The sequence below is a fragment of the Streptomyces sp. Root1310 genome (genome assembly GCF_001426425.1).
In the GTDB taxonomy this organism is placed as follows: domain Bacteria; phylum Actinomycetota; class Actinomycetes; order Streptomycetales; family Streptomycetaceae; genus Streptomyces.
Genome location: NZ_LMEQ01000004.1, coordinates 15,817 through 33,254, shown reverse-complemented (window position 1 = coordinate 33,254; position 17,438 = coordinate 15,817). Strand labels below are relative to the sequence as shown.

The following is a 17,438-nucleotide window of genomic DNA, read 5'->3' as shown; positions in this document are numbered from 1 at the left end:
TCGGCTCCCGGTGTCATCAGGACTTAATTTAGGACGTGAGTTAAACCTCGGAAAGGGGCCGCGTCAAGTGTTCCGGCACAGTCCGGGGAACTCCTGTCCCACCACTTGACGCACACGTTCGGGTAGTTGAAGCATTCAGCGCTGAGAGAGCGCTCTCAACCCAGCGACCGTTCACTTCCTTAAATCAGCCGTTCACCGCAGCGGCCTGGACCGAGGAGAGCCGCCCATGCCCCACCCGCCGTCGTCGCAGACGCCCGCCGTGCGCCGCAGAACAGTCCTCGCCGCAGCCGCCACGGCCGCCGCGGCCCCCGCCCTCGCCGGGATCGCCACCGCGCCGGCCTCCGCCGCCCCGCGCGGAAGACGTGTGCGCGCCCTTCCGGGCGGGGGCGACCTCGGCCCGAACGTCCTCGTCTTCGACCCGTCGACCCCGGACATCCAGGCCCGGCTGGACGCGGTGTTCCGGCAGCAGGAGTCGGCCCAGTTCGGCACCGGACGCTACGCGTTGCTGTTCCGGCCCGGCACCTACCACGGCCTCAACGCCCAACTCGGCTTCTACACCTCGATCGCCGGGCTCGGCCTCTCCCCCGACGACACGACCATCAACGGGGACGTGACCGTCGACGCGGGCTGGTTCGGCGGCAACGCCACGCAGAACTTCTGGCGTTCGGCGGAGAACCTGGCGCTCGTCCCGGTCAGCGGCACCAACCGGTGGGCCGTCGCGCAGGCCGCCCCCTTCCGCCGGATGCACATCCGCGGCGGCCTCAACCTCGCCCCGTCCGGCTACGGTTGGGCCAGCGGCGGCTACATCGCCGACAGCCGCGTCGAAGGCGAGATCGGCCCGTACTCGCAGCAGCAGTGGTACACCCGGGACAGCGCGATCGGCAGCTGGCTCAACGGCGTCTGGAACATGGTGTTCTCGGGGGTCGAGGGCGCCCCCGCCCAGAGCTTCCCCTCCCCGCCGTACACCACGCTCGACACGACCCCGGTCTCGCGTGAGAAGCCGTTCCTGTACGTCGACGGCGGCGGCGCCTTCCGCGTCTTCCTGCCCGCCAAACGCACCGACGCGCGCGGCGTCAGCTGGGGCAACGGCACACCGCGCGGCAGCTCGCTGCCCCTGTCGCGGTTCTACGTCGCCAAGCCGGGCGTCACCGCCGCCACGCTCAACCAGGCGCTCGCGCAGGGCCTGAACCTGCTGCTGACGCCGGGGATCTACCACCTCGACCGGCCGATCCAGGTGAACCGCGCCGGCACCGTCGTGCTGGGCCTGGGTTACGCCACCCTGATCCCGGACAACGGCGTCAGCGCGCTGAAGGTGGCCGACGTCGACGGGGTCCGGCTGGCGGGCTTCCTCGTGGACGCCGGTCCGGTCAACTCCCGTGTCCTGCTGGAGGTCGGCCCGTCCGGCGCGTCGCGCGACCACTCCGCCAACCCCACCACCGTCCAGGACGTGTTCGTCCGGATCGGCGGGGCGGGTGCCGGCCGTGCCACCACCAGCATGGTGATCAACAACCGTCACACGATCGTCGACCACACCTGGGTCTGGCGCGCCGACCACGGCGAGGGCGTCGGCTGGGAGACCAACCGGGCCGACTACGGCGTCGTCGTCAACGGCCACGACGTGCTGGCCACAGGCCTGTTCGTGGAACACTTCAACAAGTACGACGTGCAGTGGAACGGCCAGCGCGGCCGCACGATCTTCTTCCAGAACGAGAAGGCCTACGACGCGCCGAACCAGGCGGCGATCCAGAACGGCTCGGTGAAGGGTTACGCCGCCTACAAGGTGGGCGCCCACGTCACCGCGCACGAGGGCTGGGGTCTGGGCAGCTACTGCTACTACAACGTCGACCCGACGATCGTCCAGCATCACGGCTTCGCCGCCCCGAACGTACCGGGCGTGAAGTTCCACGACCTGCTGGTGGTCTCCCTGGGCGGACAGGGCCAGTACGAGCACGTCATCAACGACCTCGGGGCGCCGACCTCCGGTACCTCGACGGTGCCGTCGACCGTGGTGTCGTATCCCTGACCTGCCCGTACGGCGTAGACGGTCCTGAGCGGAGACGGCCCGCGCCGCACGCACCTCGGGGACGACGGGCGCCTTCGGTCCGTGCCACGAACGTCAGGTGTCCGTGGCACGGACCGACAGGGCGGCCTGGGCCCACGACCTCGCGGGAGGGCCCGGGCCTACCGCGTCGTGGCCACCGCCGGCGCCGGGGCGTATCCCGTCGGCCGGGCCGAGAAGGTGCCCCGGCCCTGGGTCCGGCTGCGCAGCCGCGTCGCGTAGCCGAACAGTTCGGCCAGCGGCACGGTGGCGGTGACCACCGCCGAACCGCCGCGCACCGCCGAGTCGCCGACCCGGCCGCGCCGTGCCGCCAGGTCGCCGAGGACCCCGCCGACGGCGTCCTCGGGAACGGTCACCGTGACCTCGACGACCGGTTCCAGCACGACCATCGCACAGCCGCGCAGGGCTTCCCGCAGCCCGAGCCGGCCGGCCGTGCGGAAGGCCATCTCGGAGGAGTCCTTCACATGGGTCGCCCCGTCGGTCAGGGTGACCCGCAGCCCGGTGACCGGATGCCCGCCCACGGGCCCCTCGGCGAGGGCGTCACGGCAGCCGGCCTCGACCGCGCGGACGTACTCCTGCGGCACCCGCCCACCGACGACGGTCGACCGGAACGTGAAACCGGTTTCGGCAACACCTCCCGCCGTCTCCGCGTCGAGGGGCTCGACGTCGAGCACGATGTGTGCGAACTGCCCTGCCCCACCGTCCTGTTTGACGTGCCGGAAGACCAGGCCGGACACCCCACGGGCGACCGTCTCGCGGTACGACACCCTCGGACGGCCCACGTTGACCTCCAGACCGAGGCTGCGCCGGATCTTCTCCACCGCCACCTCCAGGTGCAGTTCCCCCATGCCCGACAGCAGCGTCTGACCGGTCTCCGGGTCGGTCCGCACGACCAGCGAGGGATCCTCCTCGGCCAGCCGGGCGAGCGCCGAGACCAGCCGGTCGGCGTCGGTGCTCGCACGTGCCTCGACCGCCACGGAGACGACCGGGTCGGCGACCCCCGGCGGTTCGAGGACAAGGGGCGCCCCCGGCGCGCTCAGCGTCGAACCCGCACGGGCCGACTTCAGCCCGATCACGGCCACGATGTCCCCGGCGACCGCGCGTTCCAGCTGTGCGTGCCGGTCGGCCTGCACCCGCAGGATCCGGCCGATCCGCTCGATGCGCCGCGCGCCGGACTCCCACACCGCGTCTCCTTTCTCGATCGTGCCCGAGTACACCCGCAGATAGGTGAGCCGGCCCGTGGGGGTCGCGGCGACCTTGAACGCGAGCGCCGCGAAGGGTGCGGCGGGGTCGGCGGGTCGTTGTTCGCCTACGGCATCCTGCATACGATCGGCACGCTCGCGCCGACGGTCGGCTGCTTCGTGCATACCGTGGACAGTGCTGTGCATACCGTCGGCGGCGTCACGCACACCGTCCTTGGTATTTCGCATACCGGCGGCGCCACCAGGCATACCGCATACCGGCGGCACGTCCGACGGCGACGGCAGATAGGCGACGACGGCGTCGAGCAGCGGTTCGATCCCGCGGTTGCGGTAGGCCGAGCCGCACAGCACGACCACCGCGTCGCCCGTCCGGGTCAGCTCGCGCAGGGCACCGGAGAGGGTCTCGGCGGAGAGGGTCTCCCGGTCGCAGAACTCCTCCAGCGCGCCCGGGTGCCGCTCCGCCACGGCTTCCTCCAGCAGCCGGCGCCGGCGCAGCGCCTCCTCCCGGAGGTCCTCCGGCACGGCGTCCTCGACCGCCGTCCCGCCACCGTCGCCCCAGGTCAGGGCTCGCATGCGCAGGAGGTCGACGACGCCGGTGAAGCCGTCCTCCGTGCCTATCGGCAGTTGCACGACCAGCGGGACCGGATGGAGCCGGTCCCGGATCGACGCCACCGCGGCATCGAGGTCGGCGCCCACCCTGTCGAGCTTGTTGACGAACGCGATCCTCGGTACGCCGTGCCGGTCGGCCTGCCGCCACACGGACTCGCTCTGCGGTTCCACGCCCGCGACGGCGTCGAACACCGCCACCGCCCCGTCGAGCACCCGCAGGGATCGCTCCACCTCGTCGGCGAAGTCGACGTGCCCGGGGGTGTCGATCAGGTTGATGCGGTGACCGTCCCAGTCGCAGCTGACGGCCGCGGCGAAGATGGTGATGCCGCGGTCGCGCTCCTGGGGATCGAAGTCGGTGACGGTCGTGCCGTCATGGACCTCGCCGCGCTTGTGCGTGGTCCCGGTGGCATACAGGATCCGCTCCGTGACGGTGGTCTTGCCGGCGTCGACGTGGGCGAGGATGCCCAGGTTGCGCACAGCGGAGAGGTGACGGTCGAGGTGGTTGCGCACGGCCCTTGGCCTTTCGGGGTGATTCCGAGAACGGGCAGCGCGATTTTCCGGACGTACGTCGGGACACGTGAGGACGTGCTGATGCGCGCGTACGCTGATGTGCCGTCAGATACGGCACATCAGCAGCGCGTTGTCGAACTCAGACGTTCGTCAGGACATCCGGTGCCGGCCGCGCAGCGAGCACCGGACGGACGAAGACACGAGGATCACCTCGTAGCGGGAGCGGGGAGCGACGACAGCGGTGTGGTCACGCATGGCCGGGCTCCCCTCGTTCGTCTCGGTACCGCGCCGCCCGTGTCGTGGGCCGCGCTCGGTTCTGGGGAGTGTAGGGCTGAACGGGTGCGCGCCGCACGTGATTTATCACCCCCGTCCCGCTGTCGCGCCGCCCCGGCTCCACCTCCACCTCCGCCTCCGTCTCCGTCTCCGTCTGCGGGCATGAGGAGCGCGTCAGCCGGTCACCCGGGCAGGTCCCGCGTCGCCGTGTAGTACTGCCTCCGCACCCGTCGCAGCCACGCGTCGGCGGCCGTCTCGTCGGGCTGTTCGGGCAGCACGCTGCGGGTCTCGTCGAACGCCTCCTCGTAGTCGCGCAGCAGCGGCAGCGCGGCTTCCGGATCGGCCGCGACCTGCTCACCGAACGCGTGGTAGCTCTCGGGATCGTCGACTCGGACCGTCAACCGGCCGGTGGCATACAGCTCGTAGCCCTGGGTGCACAGGCGCTTGAGGTGACGGGCGTGCTTGGCGGTCCGTTTGCGGGTCTCCGCGGTGAGGGTGCCTTCGCTGCGGTTCCGCAGTCTCCGGAACTGCTGGGCGGCGTACCCGAGATAGGCGTCCCGGACCCGGCGGGCGCCGAGCAACGTCACACGCAGGTCGATGAGTTCGTCACCGATGGGGGTGCGCACCTCGTACAACTCGTCGGGCAGCCAGACGAGTTCCATCACGGTCGGGTTGCCGCCGAGGGCGAGTCGGCACCATTTCGCGGCCTCGTGCAGGGTGCGGTCGGGCGCCGTGCTGACGTGCGACTCCTTCGGCTGGTGCAGGCCGTGCAGCTCCTCGGTGGGGGCGGCGAACATGCCGAGGCGGTCGATGTCGGAGCCTTCGCGGGCGAGCCCGTAGGCGGTCGAGCCGACGATTCCGGACAGCAGGAGGTTGGTGACGGTCACAGGAGCCCCCGGTCGTTCCCTGGTGATGATCGCCTGTCCCCGTGGCCGGGCGGCAGAACCGCCATGATGCCCCGGCTGCGGCCGGGCCCACCTCGTATTTTCCGGCCGGACGGCCCGCTCCGCCCGTGTCCGGGTGGGTGACCCGTCCCGTCGGTCGCTTCACCCGTACGGATCAGTGCGCTGGTCGAGCGGCCCGGCCGGTGGTGCCGTGTAGGGGCAGAGGCAGCACCACAAGAGCCCACAGGGTGCCCGAGAAGCGCCCAGGTCGACGAGAGGAATCCCTTGGGGAACCCGCCCGGGGCGCGCCCACGCGGGGACCGGCCCCGCCCCGCCCCGTCCCCGATCCGCAGGAGGTATTCGTGACCAGCCCTCGCCTGTCGTCCCGCCCGTCCACCCCACCCCGTCCCGCCGGGCCGCCCGGTCCGGCCGGGCCGACGCGTCCCGGTCGTCCGGTCCGTGTGCTGGCCGTCGCCCTGGCCGTCGGAACGCTGCTGGCCACGGCGGCCTGCTCCGACGACGGGGACGACAGCGCGTCGACCGACTCGAGCACCGCGACCTCGTCCGCCGGCAAGCAGACCGCCACCGCGTCCCCCACGATCACACCGCTCACCTCGGCCGGCGCGCAGACGGCGCTGATCACCGAGGGAGACCTCGAGGACAACTGGACGCAGGTGAAGACCGCTGCCGGCTGGCGGAACCGGATGCTCATCGGCACGGTCGACGCCGCGCAGTTCCTCACCGGCAAGACGCAGGCGGCCGACTGCCAGCGCCTGCTCGACGGGCTCTACGACGAAGACCTCCTGGGAGCCCCGCCCGGCCCGTCGGCGCTCACGGGATTCACCGAGGGAAACTCCCGGCTGCTCTACCAGGTGGCCGCCTACCGACCGGCGAGCCTGGACCAGTCGTTCGACTGGCTCAAGACCCTGCCGACCGCGTGCGACCAGTTCAACGCGGTCGCCTCCGACGGCTCCACCCGCACCGTGCAGGTCGTCGAGGCCTCCCTGCCCGACTCCGGCGACGCCCGGCAGGGTCTGACCGTGACGGTGGCGGGCCCCTCCGGCGGCACTCCGGTCACCCTCACCATGGATGTCGCCGTCGTCCGGGTCGGGGACGACGCGATCACGGTCACCAACGGCGGTTCCGACGGAGCGGACCACGACAGCACCGAGGACGCCGTCAGTCATGGCACCACACGGCTCAAGGACGTTCAGGAAGGCCGTTCACCGGCGTCGGAGCCCAGCGAGTTCGACTGAACCCGGCGGTTCGGCCGAGCGCGTCCTCGCCGCTCCGGCCTTCTTCCCCGCCTCTGCACCATGTGACATATTACTGCGGTGACCAAGCGACCGAGTGGTGACGTCGTGGTCGTCGGCGCCGGCATGGTGGGTGCCGCCTGCGCGCTGTACGCGGCCCGTGCCGGACTGGACGTGGTCCTGGTCGACCGGGGTCCGGTGGCCGGCGGCACGACCGGCGCGGGCGAGGGCAATCTCCTCGTGTCCGACAAGGAGCCCGGACCCGAGCTCCAACTGGCCCTGTTGTCGACCCGGTTGTGGGGCGAGCTGGCGCAGGAGCTGGGCGCGGCCGTCGAGTACGAGCCCAAGGGCGGTCTCGTCGTGGCCTCCACGCCCGCGTCCCTCACGGCCCTGGTGGAGCTGGCGGCCGGTCAGCGTGCTGCCGGGGTGTCGGCGGTTGAGGTACAGCCGGACCAACTCCACGAGCTGGAGCCGTACTTGGCGCGGGGTCTCGCGGGCGGTGTGCTCTACCCGCAGGACGCCCAGGTGATGCCCACCCTGGCCGCGGCCCACCTCGTACGGGCCTCGGGCGCACGTCTGGAGACGGGTCGCACGGTGACACGGGTACTGCGCGACACCGCCGGTGCCGTACGGGGCGTACGGACCGACCGGGGCGACATCCTGGCGCCGGCCGTGGTGAACGCGGCCGGGACCTGGGGGGCCGAGATCGCCGCGCTGGCCGGGGTCCGGCTGCCCGTACTCCCCCGCCGCGGCTTCGTCCTGGTCACCGAGCCGCTGCCGCGCCGGGTACGGCACAAGGTGTACGCCGCCGACTATGTGGCCGACGTGGCGAGCGACTCCGCCGCCCTGCAGACCTCACCGGTCGTCGAGGGGACCGCCTCCGGGCCCGTGCTCATCGGCGCGAGCCGTGAACGGGTCGGTTTCGACCGGTCCTTCTCGCTGCCGGTCCTCCGCGCCCTGGCGGCGGGCGCGACACGCCTGTTCCCGTTCCTGGAACAGGTACGGGCGATGCGCACCTACCTCGGCTTCCGCCCCTACCTGCCCGACCATCTGCCCGCCGTCGGGCCCGACCCCCGTGTGCCCGGGCTCTTCCACGCCTGCGGGCACGAGGGGGCGGGCATCGGGCTCGCCACCGGCACCGGCCACCTCATCGCGCAGACGCTCACCGGACGACGGCCTGAGCTGGACCTGACACCGATGCGCCCCGACCGCTTCGACCGTCCCGACCGCCTTGACCGCTTCGCCGAGGAGGCCGCGCCATGGATCCCCTGAAGCTGACCCGCGCCCGTCCCGGCGCCCCGTTCACTCTGACCTTCGACGGCCGGGAGATCGAGGCGCTGCCCGGTCAGACGATCGCCGCCGCTCTGTGGGCGTCCGGCGTAACGGCCTGGCGGACCACCAGGGGCGAGGGACGCGCGCGCGGGGTTTTCTGCGGGATCGGCGTGTGCTTCGACTGTCTGGTGACCGTCGACGGCCACCCCGGCCGACGGGCCTGCCTGGTGGCGGCGGTGCCGGGCGCGGACATCCGCACGCAGGCGGGGACGGGCCACGAGGAAGCCGGAAACGACGCAGCGGGTCACGAAGGGCCGGAGCACGAGGGGGCGGGGCCACGATGACCGCACATCGCCCGGTACTGGCGGTGATCGGCGCGGGCCCGGCCGGTCTCGCCGCCGCCCTGGCAGCCGCGGCCCGCGGCGTGCGCGTGATCCTGATCGACTCCGCCGCCGAGGCGGGCGGACAGTTCTACCGGCAGCCCGCCCGGGGCCTCGGCGCGCGACGCCCACAGACCCTGCATCACCAGTGGCGCACCTGGGAGCGACTGCGCGCCGGGCTCGACGCCCAGCTCGCCGCCGACCGCGTCACGCACCTGAGTGACCGTCATGTGTGGTGCGTGGAGGGACAGTCGAGTGGGTTCACCGTGCACGCGCTGATCGGTCCGGAGCAGGAGGAGTCCGTAGCGGTCCGTGCCGACGGGGTGCTGCTGGCGACCGGCGGATACGAGAAGGTCCTTCCGTTCCCCGGCTGGACACTGCCCGGCGTGGTCACCGCGGGCGGCGCCCAGGCGCTGCTGAAGGGCGGGCTCGTACTGCCCGGCCGTACCGCGGTCGTGGCCGGCACGGGGCCCCTGCTGCTTCCCGTCGCCACCGGTCTCGCGGCTGCGGGCGCTCAGGTCGTCGCCCTGCTGGAGTCGGCCGGACCCAGGGATTTCACACGTCGGGCGCGGACCTGGGCCGGTGCTCCCGCGAAGCTGGCGGAGGGAGCCGGGTACGCGGCCCGACTCCTGCGTCATCGCGTGGTGGTGATGGTCCGTCATGCGGTGCTGGAGGCGCACGGGACCGAACGGCTCGAGTCCGTCACCGTCGCCGCGCTGGACCCGGAAGGCCGGCCGGCGCCCGGCACGGAACGACGAGTCGTCTGCGACACCCTCGCGGTGGGCCACGGTCTGCTGCCGCACACCGACCTCGCGGAAGGGCTCGGCTGTCGGCTCGACGGAATGGGTGTGAGCGTCGACGACGAACAGCGCACCGACGTCCCCGGCGTCTGGGCCGCCGGCGAGACCACGGGGATCGGCGGCTCGACGCTGTCGCTCGCCGAGGGGCACATCGCCGGACGGTCGGCGGCGGCCAGGCTGACGGACACGGCCCCCGACCCGCGGGAGTGGGCCCCCGCCGCGCGGGCCCGCACCAGGCTGCGGTCGTTCTTCGCGGCACTGGACGCCGCCTACGCCGCCCGGCCCGATCTGTGGACGGACCGGGTCACGGACGAGACGGTCGTGTGCCGCTGCGAGGAGGTCACCGCCGGCGCCGTCCGCGAGGCCGTCGGCACGCTCGGCGCGGGCGACCTGCGCACCGTGAAACTGCTGACCCGGGCCGGCATGGGCTGGTGCCAGGGCCGCGTGTGCGAGCCCGGAGTGGCCGGCGTCGCCGGCTGCGCGCTCACTCCGGCACGACGATGGCTGGCCCGCCCCGTGCCCCTGGGCGTGCTGGCTTCTCCGGCCGATCCCCCGACACCTCAGTGATATGTCACACGGCACATTCGGAAGGGATGACTCACCGTATGCCCGACTCGACCGCCCCCGCCTCTCCCCCCGCTCCCGCCGCCTCCCCTCACCGCCCCTGGCGTGGCGTCCTCGTCGCCACCGCGCTCCCGCTCCGCGACGACCTCTCCGTCGACTACGACCGGTACGCCGAGCACTGCGCCTGGCTCGTGGCGAACGGCTGTGACGGCGTCGTGCCCAACGGCTCCCTGGGCGAGTACCAGGTGCTCACGCCCGAGGAACGCGCCACGGTGGTGGAAACCGCGGTGGCCGCGATCGGCGGGGAGCGGGTGATGCCCGGCGTCGCCGCCTACGGCTCGGCGGAGGCCCGCCGTTGGACCGAGCAGGCGGCCGAGGCGGGCTGCTCGGCGGTGATGCTGCTCCCGCCCAACGCCTACCGCGCCGACGAGCGTGCCGTCGTGGCCCACTACGCGGAGGTCGCCGCGGCGGGCCTGCCGGTCGTGGCGTACAACAACCCGATCGACACCAAGGTCGACCTCGTCCCCGAGTTGCTGGCGCGGCTGCACGGCGAGGGTCACGTGCAAGGCGTCAAGGAGTTCTCGGGCGACGTCCGCCGCGCCTACCGGATCGCCGAACTCGCTCCGGACCTGGACCTGTTGATCGGCGCCGACGATGTACTGCTGGAACTGGCCGTGGCGGGCGCCAGGGGCTGGGTGGCCGGTTACCCGAACGCACTGCCGAAGTCCTCGGTGGAGCTGTACCGGGCGGCCGTCGCCGGTGACCTCACCACCGCGCTCCCCCTCTACCGTCGGCTCCACCCGCTGCTGCGCTGGGACTCGCGGGTGGAGTTCGTCCAGGCGATCAAACTCTCGATGGACGTGGTGGGGCGCCACGGCGGGGGCTGCCGCCCACCACGGGTCCCGCTGCCGCCGGAGCACGAAGCGGCCGTCCGCGCGGCGACCGAGAAGGCCGTCGCGGCCGGTCTGGCGTGATGACCGAGCCGTTCAACCTCGAAAGAGACAAGGGGACTTCGTGCGCAGCAAGCTCGTCCTGCACGCCGTCGACTCGCACACCGAGGGCATGCCCACCCGGGTGATCACCGGGGGGATCGGCACCGTCCCCGGCGCGACGATGAACGAGCGGCGGCTCTATTTCCGCGAACACCGCGACGACGTGAAACAGTTGCTGATGAACGAGCCGCGTGGGCACTCCGCCATGAGCGGTGCGATCCTCCAGCCGTCCACCCGGCCGGACTGCGACTGGGGAGTCCTTTACATCGAGGTCTCGGGCTATCTGCCGATGTGCGGGCACGGCACGATCGGGGTGGCGACGGTGCTCGTCGAGACGGGCATGGTCGAGGTCGTCGAACCGGTCACCACCATCCGCCTGGACACCCCGGCCGGGCCCGTCGTCGCCGAGGTGACGGTCGAGCACGGCGCGGCCACGTCCGTGACCTTGCGGAACGTCCCCTCCTTCAGCGTCGCGCTGGACCGCGGCGCGACGCTGCCCGACGGCCGTACCGTGACGTACGACCTGGCGTACGGCGGCAACTTCTACGCGATCCTGCCGCTGGAGGAGTTCGGGCTGCCCTTCGAGCGGGCGCGCAAGGACGACATCCTGCGCGCCGGCCTGTCCCTCATGGAGGTGATCAACTCCGAGCAGGAGCCGGTGCACCCCGAAGACCCCTCCATCCGCGGCTGTCACCACGTCCACGTGTACGCGCCCGGTGCGACCGCCCGTCATTCCCGGCACGCGATGGCCATCCACCCCGGCTGGTTCGACCGCTCGCCCTGCGGCACGGGGACGAGCGCCCGCATGGCACAGCTGCACGCCCGGGGCGAACTGCCGTTGCACACCGAATTCGTCAACGAGTCGTTCATCGGCACCCGTTTCACGGGCCGGCTCCTCGGCACGACGGAAGTAGCCGGCCGCCCGGCGGTGCTGCCCAGTTTCACCGGCCGTGCCTGGATCACGGGGACGGCCCAGTACCTTCTGGACCCGACGGACCCGTTCCCGGCGGGCTTCGTGCTCTGACACCGCAGGCAGCGGTGAGACATGACATGGCACAGTGCTCAGGTCGAGAGTGACATGGCACAGTCCGCACCGAGGAGACCCACCATGGCCGCCACCCGGCGCACCAGCAGCCAGACACCCACCGCGTCCGCCCCACCGGGCGAACCCGGCGCACCCGTCACACCCGTCACCCAAGCACCACCATCCGCACCGGCACCGGCCCCCGCTTCGGCGACCGCCTCCACATCCACATCCGCATCCGCATCGGCATCCGCGCCCACCCTCCCCGTGCTCGGCGGTCGGCGGAGCAGCTACCGCGAGCGGGTCGCCGATGCCCTGCGGGCGGCGCTGATCGCGGGTGAACTGCTGCCCGGCGAGGTGTACTCGGCGCCGGCCCTGGCCGCCCGGTTCGGCGTCTCGGCGACACCCGTGCGCGAGGCGATGCTCGACCTGGCGAAGGAAGGCCTGGTCGATGCCGTCCCGAACAAGGGGTTCCGGGTCACCGAGGTCTCCGACCGGCAGTTGGACGAGTACACCCACGTCCGCGCGCTCATCGAGATCCCCACGGTGGTGGCGCTGGCGACGACCGCCGACCCGGTGTCCCTCGAGGCGCTGCGGCCGGCCGCCCGGGAGATCGTCACCGCGGCGGTGGCGGGCGACCTCATCGCCTACGTCGAGGCCGACACCCGGTTCCACCTGGGCCTGCTCGCCCTGGCCGGCAATGCCCATCTCGTCGAGGTCGTCCGCGAACTGCGCGGCCGGGCGCGCCTGTACGGCCTGACCGCCCTCTCCGCCTCGGGCCGTCTGCTCGCCTCCGCCGAAGAGCACCTGGAGTTGCTGGACGCCCTGCTGTCCCGCGACGAACGGGCCGTGCGCGCGGTCATGACGCGCCATCTGGGGCATGTGCGGGGGCTGTGGGCCTCCGCTCGCGAGTAGCGACTCGCCCCGGAGTGGGCGGCTCGCCCCACGACGTCCCCTCTACCCGTCCCCCCTCCTCGCGCCACCTCGGCCCCGGGATCCCGCCTGTGATCCTTGTCGCTGGCGTGCGGCGCGTGGAGGGAGTGCCGAACGGGCATTCACTTGCCCGTGCGAAAGGATGGTGTCGATTCCGTGGGGGAACGTGTGAGCCTGTGTCTGATCGGTGCGGGTCTGTCCGGGTTGGCCGCGGCACACGCCCTCAAGTCCGAGGGTCTCGACTTCGTCTGCCTCGAGCAGGCGTCCGACGTCGGCGGGCTCTGGCGGCAGCCCGGGGCCGGTGAACGCGGTCCCGGCTATCTGTCGCTTCACCTCAACACCAACAAGCAGCTGACCGGTTACGCGGACCATCCCATGCCGGCCGGATATCCCGTCTACCCGCGGCACAGCCAACTCGCCGCCTACCTGCGCTCGTTCGCCGAGTGGGCCGGCCTGCTGGACCACATCGAGCTGGAGACGACCGTCGAGTCGGTGCGCCGGGCGGCCGACGGTTCCTGGACGGTCGTCAGCCGGGACTCCCAAGGCGTGTGCACCACACGGGACTTCAGCCACGTGATCGTCGCGTCGGGGCACAACACCGAGCCGGTCCTGCCCGCCGCCCCGCCGGGGTCCGAGACCTTCAAAGGAACGATTCTCCACGCATTGGACTACCGCGACGGCAGCGACTACACGGGACAGCGGGTCGTCGTCGTGGGACTCGGGGCCTCGGCGGTGGACATCGCCGCCGACCTCTCCCGGTACGCCGCGCAGACCGTGCTCTCCGTGCGCCGAGGCCTGCACATCCTGCCCAAGCAGCTCTTCGGCATGCCCTTGGACGACGTCGCCGAGGCCCCGTGGTGGACGGACATGTCCCTGGCGGAGCAGCGCCGGTTCATCGAGCAGGCCCTGCTCGTCGCCCGCGGCAAGCTCTCGGACTACGGCCTGCCCGAGCCGGACCACCCGGTGTTCGCCTCCGCCGTGACCATCTCCGACGAGATCCTCACCCGCATACGTCACGGCGGGGTCGTTCCCAAGCCGGCGATCGACTTCGTCGACGACGGCCGGGTGGTCTTCACCGACGGCACGTCCGTGCCCGCCGACGCGATCGTCTACTGCACCGGGTACCGGATGGCCCATCCCTTCCTGCCGCCGGACTGCCCGGTCGGTCCACAGGGTTCGGTCGAGCTGTACAAGCGGGTGGTCGCGCCCGACCATCCCGGCCTGCACTTCATCGGTCTGGTACGCCCGCACGGCTCCGTCACCCGGCTCGTCGAGGCCCAGGCACGCTGGGTCGCCCGGATCGTCGCCGGCAAGGCGGTCCTGCCGGAGCGGGACGTCATGCGCAAGGAGATCAGCACATATCTGGGGGGCGTCGCCGGCCAGTACGGCCAGACGCAGGGCGCGTCGATCCAGGTCAATGTGGCGCCCTACCTGGAGGAACTGCGCGACGAGTGACGGACCGTCGGTGAAGGCGGGAGGCGGGCATCGGATTCGATGCCCCGCGTCGGGAGGCCGCCCGGGCGGTCTGGGCGGCTCACGTGTGCACTTCTCGTGGGACGAGGGGAGCGGTTCGACAGCGTCGGCGCACGGCTCCCCCCGAGGTGCTGTTCCGCGGTGCTGTTGTACCGCAGGTTGTGCTGGTGCCGCTGTTCCACGCGGGCCGGTGGCTACGGGAACTGTTCCACAGGAGCTGTTCTACAGGAGGTGTACTGCAGGAGGTGTACTGCAGGGAGCTGCACCACGGGTCCTCGGCACACCGTGGACGGCACCGATCCGCGGGTTCCGCGGCACCTACCGTCCGGTCACGCCCGCGGCGGGCAGAGAGGCGGTGGACGGGACAGGGGGCGAGACAGGACGAGAGACAGGGGCCGGGGCGACGGACAGCGGCACGGCCGGGAGCGCGGCCGTCGGCGGCCGGACCTCGTACGCCTCCGAGGAGAGATAGGTCATGACCCGGGGCGGACGTCCCCGCTGATGTGCCAGGCCCAGGTAGGCGACCAGTCCCACACCGTCCTCCGGCCGCCGCGAGGTGACGGCCGCCGAGCCGCGCAGCACCGGTGCCGGGTCGATCCCGTAGTGGCCGAGCAGCGCCGTCGCCCGGTCCAGGGACTCACCGTCGTGCCGCGCGTGGTCCCGCACCGGGACATAGAGGGTGAATCCGCTCGGCAGGCCGGTCCCCGTGTCGGTGAAGGCATGGCAGGTCTGGACGGGCCGGCGAACGGGCCGCGGTTCCCCTCCTCCCCCGGCCCCCTCCCCGGCTCCGGCGCCCGCTCCGCCTCCGCCTCCGAAGCCGACGGCGTCGGCATCGGTGCCGGGCCCGGCCACGATGCGGAAGAACTCCTCGATCTCCGTACGGCCGGGTCCGCCGTCCATGCGGGACAGCGTGTACGCCCGCGCGGCCGACAGGTCGTGGTGGGCGAGGTAGACCTTGACCCGTGGCTCCGCCCAGTCACCCAGGTCCAGGGCGAAGAACAGGTGGCGGTCGCCTTCGGGCAGTGCGTCGAACGCCTCCCGGTGCCCGAGTCGTCTCAGCGCCTTCCTTACGGTCTTGGCGGCGCGCTTCTCCCCGGATGCCGCGGGGTTCAGATAGGCCTTGACCTTGGGGACTCCACCGGGACGCAGCTCCAGCGCGCACCACAGCGCCAGGGGCCCTTCGGGCGAGGACGGGAAGAACAGGTCGGCGAGATCGTCGAGCGGGTCGGTGGTGAATCCCCACCGCCGCCCCATCTCGCGCAGCACCCGCAGGCCGGTGCGGCCGTTCTCGATCAGGTCGCCGGCACCGGCTCCCGGCTCCAGCAGTACGCGCAGCGTCGGCGCCGCGCCCTGTTCGCAGGAGAGGGAGAACTCCACCGGGGTGTGGTCGTCGGAGAGGAAGCTGCGGCTGGGCGGCGGCAGGTCCAGGGGCCGTTGCGCGACGGCACCCAGGGCCTCGACGAGTGTTCGCGCGTAGATTCTGGAGTCGGCTCCGGACAACCCCGCGATCTCACCCAGCCTCAGCAGCTGACGTGCCGCGTGAGCGCCGAGCGTCTCCGGTTCCTGAGCGACCGGAGCGACCGGAGCGACCGGAGTGCCCGCAGTGCCCGTGGTGCCCGGAGCTTCGGGACCGAGGGCAGTCATCGGGCCTCTCCTCGGGGGAGGAGGGGCGCAAGAAGATACCCGCCTTGCGGGGCGGGTATCAGGGGGTGCACAAGGGGCGGATGTTGTATGAAAACGGCGTCGGTGGATATGTGGTCCACGACACCTCCTCTGGTGTGTGAGCAACATGGAATGCCGCGTTCCTCACTACCCCTGAGGTTGAATCGTCATGCGATGGTGAAGAGTTGACGGGTGTTGCGTGAATCACCTCGTCAGCCAGTTGAGGAACTGGCTCCACACACCCCCGCGTTCACCCCTGCCACCCGTCGCGGCCGGCTCCTGGCGCAGAGGCGCTTCCTTGCGCGTCGGGGCGGGCCTGTGCGCGATCTGCACCGGGGTGAACTTGGCGGGCAGCACGGTGAGACCCCGGTTGAAGGGACCCGGCCGCCAGGTCAGGCTCTCCGACGGTACGGCGAGTTCGACGTCCGGAAGCTTGTTGAGCAGGTTCTCGATGGCCGTCACGGTGATCTGCCGGGCCGGCTCCTTGGACGGGCAGGCGTGCGGGCCCGCGCTCCACGCCAGGTGGGCGCGGTTGCTGCCCGCCTTGCGGGCCGCCGTCAGTGCCGGGCCGGTGTTGGCCGCGGCGAAGCTGACCAGGAGCAGGTCGCCGGCGTGCAGCTTCTGGCCCGCGAACTCCATGTCGGCCGCCGGGTAGTGCGGCGCGAGGTTCTGCATGGGCGGGTTCTCCCACAGCGTGTCGTCGATCGCCTCGTCGATCAGACCGCCCTGGTCGGCGTACGCGTCGTGGGTGAGCAGCCGGTGCAGGGTGTTGCCGATGAGGTTGCGCAGGGGCTCGTTGCCGGCCACCAGCAGGAGCGCGATCTGGTGGACCAGCTCCTCGTCGGTGAGCCTGGCCTGGTGCTCCATCAGCCAGGAGGGCACGTCGTCGCCCGGCTTGGCACGCTTGAGCGCCACCAGTTCGCCGATGGCGCCGAACATGACCCCGACCGCCTGCTCGGCGTTCACACCGTCGAACATGCCGGTGATGCCGAACACGACGCGGTCACCGATGTCGGCGGTGCAGCCGAACAGCTCGTTGAACACGAAGAGCGGCAACTGCTTGGCGTAGTCGCCGAGCAGGTCGGCCGAGCCGCGCGAACCGAACTGCGAGATCAGGTAGTTGGAGACCTGCTCCGTGGTCCGGCTGAGCTTGCGCGTGTCGACGCGCGCCATGCTGTCCGTGATCGCCTGGCGGAGCCTCAGGTGCTCGGCGCCGTCACTGAACATGGCGTTGGGCCGGTAGGACAGCAGGGGCGCGACCGGGCTGTCCGGGGGGACCCGTCCTTCGTTGAGGTCACGCCAGCGGCGCGCGTCCTTGCGGAACGCGCCTGAGTCCTGCAGCAGTTGGAGTGCGACGGCGTAGTCCGTGATGAGGGTCGCCTCGACACCCGGAGCGAGTTCGACCGGCGCGGTCGGCCCGAAGTGGCGCAGGTAGCTGTAGTAGGCCTGCGGGTCGGCGGCGAACTCCAGCCCGTGCAGGGGCACTCTGCCGCCGGCCTGATGCGCCGGGCACCCGGGCGGGGGCACGGGTGCGGTGGGTTGGTCCAT

At 71.8% G+C, this 17,438-nt stretch carries 14 protein-coding genes; 9 read left to right on the top strand and 5 right to left on the bottom strand.

Annotation, left to right across the window (positions count from 1 at the left end; genetic code table 11):
• Window positions 1-226: 226 nt before the first annotated feature.
• Window positions 227-2,023 carry a hypothetical protein gene (locus ASD48_RS12715; protein ID WP_057601673.1) on the top strand — a complete coding sequence of 599 codons (1,797 nt, stop codon included), beginning with the start codon at window positions 227-229 and terminating at the stop codon, window positions 2,021-2,023.
• Window positions 2,024-2,181: 158 nt separating this feature from the next.
• On the opposite strand, the gene ASD48_RS12710 is transcribed toward ASD48_RS12715, so the two are convergent.
• Window positions 2,182-4,380, bottom strand: coding sequence for an elongation factor G (locus ASD48_RS12710; protein WP_057601672.1), 2,199 nt, complete (start codon window positions 4,378-4,380; stop codon window positions 2,182-2,184).
• 455 nt (window positions 4,381-4,835) lie between these two features.
• Window positions 4,836-5,540 (bottom strand): nucleotidyltransferase domain-containing protein, encoded by a 705-nt coding sequence (locus ASD48_RS12705; protein WP_057601671.1) that lies wholly within the window; start codon window positions 5,538-5,540, stop codon window positions 4,836-4,838.
• A 458-nt stretch (window positions 5,541-5,998) separates the two neighbouring features.
• Between ASD48_RS12705 and ASD48_RS12700 the strand changes: the two genes are divergently transcribed.
• The 6 genes from ASD48_RS12700 to ASD48_RS12675 all read left to right on the top strand — a co-directional run bounded on the left by ASD48_RS12700 (window position 5,999) and on the right by ASD48_RS12675 (window position 11,822).
• Complete coding sequence (locus tag ASD48_RS12700) at window positions 5,999-6,793, top strand: hypothetical protein (RefSeq protein WP_057601670.1); 795 nt, start codon at window positions 5,999-6,001, stop codon at window positions 6,791-6,793.
• Window positions 6,794-6,871: 78 nt separating this feature from the next.
• The gene (locus tag ASD48_RS12695) at window positions 6,872-8,062 is read left to right on the top strand and encodes an FAD-binding oxidoreductase (protein WP_057601669.1); all 1,191 of its coding nucleotides are present in this window, start codon (window positions 6,872-6,874) and stop codon (window positions 8,060-8,062) included.
• Window positions 8,050-8,406 carry a (2Fe-2S)-binding protein gene (locus ASD48_RS12690; protein ID WP_057601668.1) on the top strand — a complete coding sequence of 119 codons (357 nt, stop codon included), beginning with the start codon at window positions 8,050-8,052 and terminating at the stop codon, window positions 8,404-8,406. The genes ASD48_RS12695 and ASD48_RS12690 overlap by 13 nt, the downstream gene beginning before the upstream one ends.
• Complete coding sequence (locus ASD48_RS12685; protein WP_057601667.1) at window positions 8,403-9,809, top strand: NAD(P)/FAD-dependent oxidoreductase; 1,407 nt, start codon at window positions 8,403-8,405, stop codon at window positions 9,807-9,809. The genes ASD48_RS12690 and ASD48_RS12685 overlap by 4 nt, the downstream gene beginning before the upstream one ends.
• 38 nt (window positions 9,810-9,847) lie before the next feature.
• A complete protein-coding gene (locus ASD48_RS12680) occupies window positions 9,848-10,780 on the top strand; it encodes a dihydrodipicolinate synthase family protein (RefSeq protein ID WP_057601666.1) in 933 nt (310 codons plus the stop codon).
• A 40-nt stretch (window positions 10,781-10,820) separates the two neighbouring features.
• Window positions 10,821-11,822 (top strand): proline racemase family protein, encoded by a 1,002-nt coding sequence (locus ASD48_RS12675; RefSeq protein ID WP_057601665.1) that lies wholly within the window; start codon window positions 10,821-10,823, stop codon window positions 11,820-11,822.
• Between the two features lie 38 nt (window positions 11,823-11,860).
• Here the strand turns inward: ASD48_RS12675 and ASD48_RS45955 are convergent, their stop codons facing one another.
• Window positions 11,861-11,992, bottom strand: a complete 132-nt coding sequence (locus ASD48_RS45955; RefSeq protein WP_282438184.1) for a hypothetical protein — start codon at window positions 11,990-11,992, stop codon at window positions 11,861-11,863.
• 97 nt (window positions 11,993-12,089) lie between these two features.
• Between ASD48_RS45955 and ASD48_RS12670 the strand changes: the two genes are divergently transcribed.
• A complete protein-coding gene (locus ASD48_RS12670; RefSeq protein ID WP_057601664.1) occupies window positions 12,090-12,737 on the top strand; it encodes a GntR family transcriptional regulator in 648 nt (215 codons plus the stop codon).
• Window positions 12,738-12,923: 186 nt separating this feature from the next.
• Window positions 12,924-14,210 carry an NAD(P)-binding domain-containing protein gene (locus ASD48_RS12665; RefSeq protein ID WP_057601826.1) on the top strand — a complete coding sequence of 429 codons (1,287 nt, stop codon included), beginning with the start codon at window positions 12,924-12,926 and terminating at the stop codon, window positions 14,208-14,210.
• 336 nt (window positions 14,211-14,546) lie between these two features.
• Here ASD48_RS12665 and ASD48_RS12660 read toward each other — a convergent pair whose 3' ends face one another.
• Together ASD48_RS12660 and ASD48_RS12655 are read right to left on the bottom strand one after the other, a co-directional pair.
• Window positions 14,547-15,872, bottom strand: a complete 1,326-nt coding sequence (locus tag ASD48_RS12660) for a tryptophan dimethylallyltransferase family protein (RefSeq protein WP_063887441.1) — start codon at window positions 15,870-15,872, stop codon at window positions 14,547-14,549.
• Window positions 15,873-16,094: 222 nt separating this feature from the next.
• Window positions 16,095-17,438, bottom strand: coding sequence for a cytochrome P450 (locus ASD48_RS12655; RefSeq protein WP_057601663.1), 1,344 nt, complete (start codon window positions 17,436-17,438; stop codon window positions 16,095-16,097).

What these genes read in the sequence shown, in the direction of transcription:
- ASD48_RS12715 (WP_057601673.1), top strand. Translation starts at nt 227, where the DNA reads ATGCCCCACCCGCCGTCGTCGCAGACGCCCGCCGTGCGCCGCAGAACA.
- ASD48_RS12690 (WP_057601668.1), top strand. Translation starts at nt 8,050, where the DNA reads ATGGATCCCCTGAAGCTGACCCGCGCCCGTCCCGGCGCCCCGTTCACT.
- ASD48_RS12685 (WP_057601667.1), top strand. Translation starts at nt 8,403, where the DNA reads ATGACCGCACATCGCCCGGTACTGGCGGTGATCGGCGCGGGCCCGGCC.
- ASD48_RS12680 (WP_057601666.1), top strand. Translation starts at nt 9,848, where the DNA reads ATGCCCGACTCGACCGCCCCCGCCTCTCCCCCCGCTCCCGCCGCCTCC.
- ASD48_RS12660 (WP_063887441.1), bottom strand. Translation starts at nt 15,872, where the DNA reads ATGACTGCCCTCGGTCCCGAAGCTCCGGGCACCACGGGCACTGCGGGC.
- ASD48_RS12655 (WP_057601663.1), bottom strand. Translation starts at nt 17,438, where the DNA reads ATGGACCAACCCACCGCACCCGTGCCCCCGCCCGGGTGCCCGGCGCAT.